General features: G+C 73.5%; 4 protein-coding genes. 3 read left to right on the forward strand and 1 reads right to left on the reverse strand.

What is annotated here, in order from left to right; genetic code table 11:
• Window positions 1–93: 93 nt before the first annotated feature.
• The 3 genes from NBW84_RS09665 (at window position 94) to NBW84_RS09675 (ending at window position 3,501) form a co-directional block, all read left to right on the forward strand.
• The gene (locus NBW84_RS09665; protein ID WP_445548679.1) at window positions 94–1,089 is read left to right on the forward strand and encodes an SDR family NAD(P)-dependent oxidoreductase; all 996 of its coding nucleotides are present in this window, start codon (window positions 94–96) and stop codon (window positions 1,087–1,089) included.
• A complete protein-coding gene (locus tag NBW84_RS09670) occupies window positions 1,086–2,216 on the forward strand; it encodes a DegT/DnrJ/EryC1/StrS family aminotransferase (RefSeq protein WP_250283780.1) in 1,131 nt (376 codons plus the stop codon). The genes NBW84_RS09665 and NBW84_RS09670 overlap by 4 nt, the downstream gene beginning before the upstream one ends.
• A gap of 130 nt (window positions 2,217–2,346) precedes the next feature.
• A complete protein-coding gene (locus NBW84_RS09675) occupies window positions 2,347–3,501 on the forward strand; it encodes a glycosyltransferase (RefSeq protein ID WP_250283782.1) in 1,155 nt (384 codons plus the stop codon).
• 10 nt (window positions 3,502–3,511) lie between these two features.
• On the opposite strand, the gene NBW84_RS09680 is transcribed toward NBW84_RS09675, so the two are convergent.
• A partial coding sequence (locus NBW84_RS09680; RefSeq protein WP_250283784.1) for an oligosaccharide flippase family protein occupies window positions 3,512–6,449 on the reverse strand: 2,938 nt, incomplete at its 5' end.

The raw sequence follows: 6,449 nt of genomic DNA on the forward strand, positions 1-6,449 counted from the left end.
TCTCGACGGCTGTGTTCGTCTCGACGGCTGTGACCATTCCGACGATGGAGGGAAGTACTCGAAGTGGACAGCACCCAGGCGGCGGCGGTGCCGCTGACAGGGTCCCGATGCCTGGTGACCGGTGGGGCCGGCACGATCGGTTCGGCGATCTGCGACCGGCTGGTCGCCGCCGGAGCGGCGGAGATCATTGTCGTTGACAACCTGGTCCGCGGCAGGAGGGCCAACCTGGCGGGTGCCCTCGGCTCCGGCCGGGTCCGCCTGGTGGAGGGCGACATCCGGGACCGGGCCCTGCTGGCCGAGCTCACCACCGGCGTCGACGTCGTGTTCCATCTGGCCGCGATCCGTATCACCCAGTGCGTGGAGGAGCCACGGCTGGCCCTGGAGGTCCTCGTCGACGGCACCTACAACGTGGTCGAAGCCGCGCTGACCGCCGGCGTCCGCAAGGTCGTGGCGTCGTCGTCGGCGTCCGTGTACGGGGCGGCCGTCGACTTCCCGACCCGCGAGGATCACCATCCGTACGGCAACGACACCCTCTACGGTGCCGCGAAACTGTTCAACGAGGGCCTGCTGCGCAGCTTCCGCGCCACGCACGGGCTTGACTATGTCGCGTTGCGCTACTTCAACGTCTACGGGCCGCGGATGGACATCCACGGCGTGTACACCGAGGTCCTGGTCCGCTGGATGGAGCGGATCGCCGCGGGCCGGCCACCGCTGATCCTCGGCGACGGCGGCCAGACCATGGACTTCGTCTTCACCGACGACATCGCGCGGGCGAACCTGCTCGCCGCCGAGGCCGACGTCACCGACGAGGTCTTCAACATCGCGTCGGGAGTGGAGACGTCCCTGCGCGACCTGGCCGAGTCCCTCCAGACGGTCATGGGCCGTAGCGATCTCGGGCTGGAGTTCGGCCCCGCCCGGGCGGCGAGCCCGGTGCCCCGCCGGCTCGCGGACACCTCGGCGGCAGCGGCCCGGCTGGGCTTCAAGGCCGAGGTCGGCCTCGCCGAGGGGCTGGGCCGGCTCGTCGAGTGGTGGCAGGCCGAGCAACGCGCCGGCCAGGACGAGCCCGCCGGCTCCGGAGCGTCCGCATGACGATCCCGGTCATGAGGCCCTGGCTCGGCCAGGAGGAGGTCGACGCGGTCGCGCAGGCGCTGGCCAGCGGCTGGATCGCGCAGGGGCCGCGGGTGGCCGCCTTCGAGCGGGCGTTCGCCGGGCATGTCGGCACCGGCCACGCGGTCGCGACCAGCTCCTGCACCACCGCCCTGCACCTGGCCATGATCGGGGCGGGGGCGGGCCCCGGGGACGAGGTGGTCGTCCCGTCGTTCTCGTTCATCGCCACGGCGAACTGCGTGCGCTACGTCGGCGCGGACGTCGTGTTCGCCGACGTCGAGGCCACCACCGGCAACCTCACCGCCAAGACCGTGGAGGCGGCGCTCACCCCGCGCACGAAGGCGGTCATCCTCGTCCACCAGGGCGGGATGCCGGCGGACGCCGAGGCGGTGCGGGCGTTGTGCGACCCGCTCGGCGTCGCCGTGGTCGAGGACGCCGCCTGCGCGGCCGGCTCCACCTACCACGGCCGCCCGGTGGGCGCCGGCGCGCGGATCGCGGCGTGGTCGTTCCACCCCCGCAAGCTGCTCACCACCGGTGAGGGCGGCATGCTCACCCTGGACGACGAGGCGCTGGCGACCAGGCTGCGCCGGCTGCGCGAGCACGCCATGAGCGTGAGCGCCGCGGACCGGCACGCCAGCGACCGGGTCGTCCTCGAGCGCTACCTGGAGGTCGGCTTCAACTACCGGATGACCGATCTGCAGGCCGCGGTCGGGCTGGTGCAGCTCGGCCGGCTGGGGGAGATGGTGGCCCGTCGGCGGGCGCTCGCCGCCCGTTACCGTGAGCTGCTGGCCGACATCCCCGGTCTGGTCGCGGTGCAGGATCCGCCCTACGGCGAGTCCAACTTCCAGGCCTTCTGGGTCCTGCTGCCGCCGGAGCACCCGCGCTCCCGCGACGACGTCCTGGCCCTGCTGGCCGCCAGGGGGGTGTCCGCGCGTCGCGGGATCATGGCGGCGCACCTGGAGCCGCCGTACGTCGACGTCGCGCACGGCGACCTGTCCGTCACCGAGTGGCTGACCGACCGTTCCCTCATCCTCCCGCTGCACCACCACCTGACCGGCGAGGAGCAGGAGACCGTCGTGGCCGCCCTGCGTGACGCCCTGGCCGGGTGAGCGCGGTGCCCGCCCCCGGCCGTCCGGCCGCGTGGGCCCGCCGGAGCCGTCCGCCCCGGCGGGCGGTGCCCGCCCGTGACCGCGCGGCCGGCGTGGATGCCCGGCCGGTACGGAACAGGATCCACCAGCCATGATCGCTCTTCCTGGCCGGCGACCGGCCGAGGACGCCGCCGGCCCGGTGGCCGGGCCGGTCCGCCCGCTGCCGGCCGCCGGCACCCGTCCGCTGGTTTCGATCTTCGTGTCGTCCTACAACTACGCGCGCTTCCTGCCGCAGTGCCTGACGTCCGTGCTCACCCAGGACTACGACAACATCGACGTCTACGTCATCGACGACGCGTCGGCGGACAACAGCGCCGAGGTGGCCGGGGTGTTCGCCGCGGCCGACCCGCGTTTCAGGATCATCCGGCGGTCGGTGAACCGCGGCCACATGGAGACCTTCAACGAGGGGCTCGCCGCGGCGCGCGGCGAGTACTTCATCAAGCTGGACGCGGACGACCTGCTCACCCCCGGCTCGCTCGCGCGTTCGGTGGCGTTCGCCGAGCACAACCCGGCGGTGGGTTTCGTCTACGGCGAACCGGTCGCCTTCGCCGCATCCCCGCTGCCGCCCGCCCGGACGGCGCCGGCGTCCTGGTCGCTCTGGCCCGGGCACGCCTGGCTCGCGCACGTCTGCCGGCTCGGCCACAACGCCATAGCGCAGCCGGAGGCGCTGATCCGCACCGCGACGCTGCGGGCGGCCGGGTACTACAACCCGGACCTCCCGCACACGTTCGACATGGAGATGTGGATGCGCCTCGCGGTGCTCGCCGACGTCGGCACGATCGACGGCGCCGACCAGGGCTACTACCGCATCCACTCCGCCAGCATGCAGCACACGATCAACTCCGGGGTGCTGCGTGACCTCGAGGGGCGGCGGGACGCGTTCGTCAGCGTCCTCACCGGCCCCGGGAAGGACGTGCCGAACGCCGAGGAGCTGCTCACCACCGCCCGCCGGACGCTGGCGGTGAAGGCGCTGCGCCACGCCTGTGATCTCCTGGGCGCCTCCCAGCGGCGGGGGCCCATCGGGCATGACGCCCTGGGCGCGCGGGCGGACGAGCGGGACCAGGCCGAAGGGTTCGTCGCCTTCGCCGAGGAGGTGTACCCGGCCGCCCGGGAGCTCGCGCCGTGGGCCACGGTGGACGGCCTCCTGCGCGCGGATCCGCGGGTGGTGATGCGGCACCGGGCGCGGACGACCGCCCGGGCGGCCGTCCGGCAGGCGCGGGCACACGTCCGGCCGCCCGGCGGCTGAGACAACCCGGTCAGCGGCTTTTCAGCGGGCCTCCCAGCGCGGGGTCGCTGGCGGACGCGGCCACCGCGGGGGCGAGGGCGGCCTGGGACGGGACGAGCCGGGCCGGCCCGTCCCGGCGGGCCTTCACGCGGTGGGCACGGACATCGGCCCAGGACCGGGCGCGGATGAAGGGCTCCTCGAACAGCTTGAAGAACCCGAAGCACACGGCGAGAACGGCCGGGATCGTCGCGGCCAGCAGGATGACCAGCGCCGTCATCCCCGTGGCCAGCCGCCGGAGCAGCTCGAACCAGAGTATTTCCAGCACCAGCGGGTGGATCAGGTAGACGGAGAAGGCGAGCCGCCCGACAGCGGTGAACGGCCGGGAGGCCAGCAGGTCACGTACCCGGGAGGCCGGCGCGGCCGCGAGCCCGCGAAACGCCACGGCCGTGACGGCGCCGACGAGGATGCCGACCCAGAAGTAGTCGGCCACGACCCGTTCGGACCCCACCACCGCGAACCCGGCCACACAGCCCGTGATGAGCACTCCGGCGAGCGCGAGCAGCGGGACACGGCGGCCCCGGATCATCGGTGCCCGCCCCGAGTCGGCCGCGAGCATGCCCAGCGCGAAACACGCCAGCATCTGCGGGCTGAGGTGCTCGTACCGCGCGAACGCCGGAACACGCAGGGCGACGGCCTCCAGCCCACACACCGCGATGACGGTGGCGGTGGCCGTGACCACCGGGCCCACCCGCCGCCGGAGCACGAGCAGGAGCGGGAAGAGGACGTAGATCCAGGACTCGACCGCGATGGACCAGAAGGTCCCGTTGGGCCGTTCGGTGCCCACGACGTCCTGCAGCATGAACAGGTGGACGGCGAACGCCCGGATCCCGCTCCGGGCGTCGCTGACGTTGTGGCTGACCCACAGCGCGACCGGCATCGACAGCACGAGCGCGATCCAGTAGGGCGGGAGGATCCGCCAGGCCCGCCGGCGGGCGAAGGTGCGCCAGCCGCCCCGCAGCCGGTGTCCGTTGCCCGCGGGGGACAGGGTGAGGGAGTACCCCGAGACGACGATGAAGACCACGACCGCGAGCTGGCCGTGGAGCATCCACCCGACGAACCAGGGGCCGCTGTTGCGCGGGTAGTCGGGGAAGACCGCCAGCCAGCAGTGATGGAGAACGACGTACATCGCGGCCAGCCCGCGCAGGCCGTCCAGCCACGCGGTGGGGCCGCGGCTGCTCCCGCGCGAGGCGCGGTGACGGCCGGTAGCGGTGCGCGTGGGCACGGGCGTCGCGGCGACCGGCCCGTGCCCGGCACTCCCCGCGCCGACGGGGGCCGCGCCGACGGGGGCCGTGCTGGCGGGGGCCGTGCTGGCGGGGGCCGTGCTGGCGGGGGCCGGATCCGGCGGGGCCGCGTCGTCGTCCCGGCCGCTCCGGCGGGAGCGCAGGCGCCCGACGACGCGGACGACCTGTGACCACTGGCATCCGACGAAGACCACGAACCCGGCCGCCGACGCGACCGGAAGCGCGAGCCAGACGGGAGCGACGGCCGACGCGACCAGCCAGGAGGCCGCGCCGGCCGCGGCGGCGGCCAGCACCTGCGGGCCGACCGCCCGCGCCAGCAGCCAGGGGGTGATCCGGAAGGGACGCAGCGCCAGCACGTATATCGGCAGCGTGACCCCGACGATGACCACCGCGTGGGCCGCGCCGGCACCGGCGATCCCGTTGCGCCCGACGCCGATGATCATGGCTGGGATGAGCGCCGCGATCCACAGCACCTGGATGACGAAGATCTCCCGGGTCCTGCCGAGCGCGACGAGGAAGTCCGACAGCAGCTCGACCATCGTGCGGGCGGCACCGAAGATCGCAAGACCCGCCAGCGCGCCGGCGGCCGCGTGCCACTTCGACCCGTAGACCACGGCGACGAGCGGGCCGGCCGCCCCGCCCATGATCAGACACACCGGTATCGTGATCGTGGCGACCATGGACGCCGCGGCGGCGAACCGGGCCGGGAGCTGCTCGCGGTCCTCGCTGACCCGCGCGAACGCCGGCATGGACACGGCCCGCACCACCGCGCTGAAGACGTTGATCGGCCAGCCGGACATGTTGAAGGCGAGCATGTACAGGCCCAGCTCGACGGCGCCGAGCTGCCGTCCGATCACGATGTAGTCGACGTTGAGCAGGGTGAACGCGACGACGTTGGCGCCGGTGAGCGGCAGCCCGAACGCGAGCAGCTGACGGGCCTGGGCCCGGCTGAACCCCGGCCGGACGCGTTCGGGGCTGAAGTGCCGCAGCAGCACGATCGAGACCACCTGGCCGGCGACCCGGGACCAGGCCAGCGCCATCGCCCCCCAGCCGGACACGGCGAGCAGGATCACGACGACCGCGGACACGACGGTGTTCGCGGAGTCGGCCATGAACTGTTTGTCCTGGGCGAAGTCCCGTTTGAGCAGGGCCGAGGGCACCGCGCCGAAGCCGGCGACCACGACGGTGATGGACAGCACCCGGACGGCTTCCGCGGCCTGGTCGGATCCCAGCGCCCGGGCGAACACGTCCGCCGTGGCCACCATGATCGCGCCGAGCGCGGCCGCGGTGCCGATGGAGATGGTCGCCACGGTCGGCGCGATCCGGCGGCACTCCTCGCGGCTGCCACGGACAAGCGCCGCGCTGACCCCGAGCTCGCTGACGTTGATGACGATCGACAGGACGGTCAGGGCGACGGCGAAGACGCCGAAGTCCGCCGGGGCCACCAGGCGGGCGACGAGGATGCCGACGCCGAACTGGCCGAACCGGGACAGCGCCACGTTGAGCGTGGTCCACATCGCGCCGCGGCGGACCATCTGGTCGAGGTTTTCCGTGTCGCCGGACGCGTCGCCGGCCGTGCCGCTGTTGTCGCTCGTGCCGTCCTTGCCAGCTACGCCGTCCTTGCCGGCCGCACCGTCCTTGCCGGCCGCACCGTCCTTGCCGGCCGCA

It is taken from the genome of Protofrankia sp. CiP1_Cm_nod2 (assembly GCF_920664355.1).
Classification (GTDB): domain Bacteria; phylum Actinomycetota; class Actinomycetes; order Frankiales; family Frankiaceae; genus Protofrankia.